Raw genomic sequence first — 2,543 nt, 5'->3', positions numbered from 1 at the left:
GCAGTATATCTGCCAATTTCCCTCTCTCCCCTCCCAAATATAAAGATTTACAAAAATTTTGAGTTCTGTGGGTGTCTTTACCAACACCGATGTATAAAACGGATTTGAAGTATGCGAAATACTCATAAAATTCAATATTTTGTAAAAATAGCTACGAATATTTACTGAGATGGGCTTTACATTAGTTGATAACTAAAGGTGCATTGAAACGCAGCGATCGAACTATCGGTAGTAACTATAACCATAAATAGTTTGGCAAATAGTTTGGCGGCATTCGAGGCAGCGCCCAGCAGCAAAGCTGAATTATACAGAAGACCAACCATGCTTAAAACAAATTCTATCGAGTAACTAAATATACAGTTTTAAATCCATACACTCACTAAGGTTAGCAAACATACTTTATGCTCCAAGTCAATACCTCCCCCGAACCAGCCAGCCGCGAGGGTAAACCAATGACCCAAACAGTAGAACCAAAAACCAGCCAGAACAAATTTGAAAAACTCAAAGCCGAAAAAGATGGCTTAGCAGTAAAAGCTGAACTCGACCGCTTCGCCGAAATCGGCTGGGAAGCAATGGACGCGACAGACCGCGAGCACCGCCTCAAATGGCTCGGCATCTTCTTTCGGCCAGTAACTCCCGGAAAATTCATGATGCGGATGCGGTTGCCCAACGGCATCATTACCAGCAATCAAACCAGAACCCTAGCAGAAATTGTACAGCGCTACGGCGACGACGGCAGCGCCGACATCACCACCAGACAAAACCTGCAACTGCGCGGAATTTTAATCGAAGACGTACCCGACATCTTCAGCCGTCTCAAAGCAGCGGGAATGACCAGCGTTCAGTCCGGCATGGACAACGTGCGAAACATCACCGGTTCCCCAGTCGCGGGGCTGGATGCTGACGAATTGATAGATACGCGGGAACTGGCGAACCAAGTCCAAGACATGATTACCAACAGCGGCGAAGGCAACCCCGCGTTTTCCAATTTACCAAGAAAATTTAATATTGCGATCGCAGGCTGCCGCGACAATTCAGTCCACGCCGAAATCAACGACATCGCTTTCGTTCCCGCTTACCAAGACGGCAATATCGGTTTTAACGTTTTAGTCGGCGGATTCTTCTCCGCCAAACGCTGCGAAGCTGCCATTCCCCTCAACGCTTGGGCAAGTCCCAGCGACGTTGTGGATTTGTGCAAAGCCATATTAAATGTGTACCGCGATCAAGGCCCGAGAGCAAATCGCCAAAAATCCCGCTTGATGTGGCTGATTGACGAACTCGGCATCGAACAATTCCGCGCCGCCGTCGAACAAGAATTAGGCCGCACTTTGCTTCCTGCCGCCCTCAAAGATGAAATCATCTGGGACAAACGCGACCACATCGGCATCTACAACCAAAAACAATCTGGCCTCAAGTATGTGGGGTTGCACGTTCCCGTCGGAAGGCTAACCGCATCGGATTTGTTCGATTTGGCTAGAATAGCTGAGGTTTACGGCAGCGGCGAGATCAGGCTGACTGTGGAAGAAAACGCAATTATTCCCAACGTTCCTGAATCGCGGATTGAGTCGCTGTTGAAAGAACCGCTGTTGCAGCGTTTTTCGATCGACCCGGCACCCCTGATGCGAGCCTTGGTGTCCTGCACCGGTGCGAAGTTTTGCAACTTTGCCCTCATCGAAACCAAAAGCCGCGCCGTAGCCATGATTGAGGAACTAGAAGCCGAACTCTCTGTACCCAAACCGGTCAGAATTCACTGGACGGGTTGCCCCAATTCCTGCGCTCAACCCCAAGTAGCAGACATTGGTTTGATGGGGACAAAAGTTCGCAAGAACGGCAAAACCTTAGAGGGTGTAGATATTTACATGGGAGGTACAGTCGGCAAAGATGCTCATTTGGGTACTTGCGTTCAAAAAGGCATTCCTTGCGAAGACCTTAAACCGGTGCTGCATCAACTATTAATTGATAAGTTTGGTGCTGTTCCCCATCAAGGGGATGTAGATTCCCTGAATCGGCAACTGCAACTGACGGTTGATAGCGACGAAACTCCTGTTCAGGCAAAACCTCAGACATCTACTGTTATTTTTGCCCGATCGGGCAAAACAGTTGCTTGCAGCGAAGATGAATTTATTCTCGACGTTGCCGAAGGCGCTGGGATTGAACTCGATAGCAGTTGCCGTTCGGGAACCTGTGGCACCTGCAAACAGAAACTTCTCGAAGGAAAAACAGTCTACGACAGTCAACCGGATGCGGCTGCCGACTTAGAACCAGGGTTCATTTTAACTTGCAGCGCCCGGGCGATCGGCCAAGTGTCGATCGACGCCTGACCTCATAATGTGAGGCGACTGACGTTCGCACATTCTCACATCTGGGAGCTCACATTCCAACGATCTCAAACTACACCAAAAATTCAAGAAAAATGAGCAACCTTTCCCGCAGAAAATTCATCATCACCGCCGGAGCAACAGCAGCCGGTACTCTTCTAGTCCACGGTTGCAGTTCCGGTTCCACAACATCTAGCGCATCTCCCAGCGGCGCATCCCCCAGCG

1 protein-coding gene and 1 pseudogene are annotated in these 2,543 nt (G+C 49.2%); both read left to right on the top strand.

What is annotated here, in order from left to right; all coding sequences use genetic code 11:
- Window positions 1-452: 452 nt before the first annotated feature.
- A pseudogene (locus IQ270_RS29700) lies at window positions 453-1,970 on the top strand (ferredoxin--nitrite reductase); the annotation flags it as partial.
- Window positions 1,956-2,321, top strand: coding sequence for a 2Fe-2S iron-sulfur cluster binding domain-containing protein (locus IQ270_RS32495; RefSeq protein ID WP_339384172.1), 366 nt, complete (start codon window positions 1,956-1,958; stop codon window positions 2,319-2,321). The pseudogene IQ270_RS29700 and the gene IQ270_RS32495, both read left to right, overlap by 15 nt.
- Window positions 2,322-2,543: the final 222 nt, after the last annotated feature.

This window comes from Microcoleus sp. LEGE 07076 (genome assembly GCF_015207455.1).
In the GTDB taxonomy this organism is placed as follows: domain Bacteria; phylum Cyanobacteriota; class Cyanobacteriia; order Cyanobacteriales; family Microcoleaceae; genus Microcoleus.
This window is presented reverse-complemented; position numbering and strand designations above follow the sequence as displayed.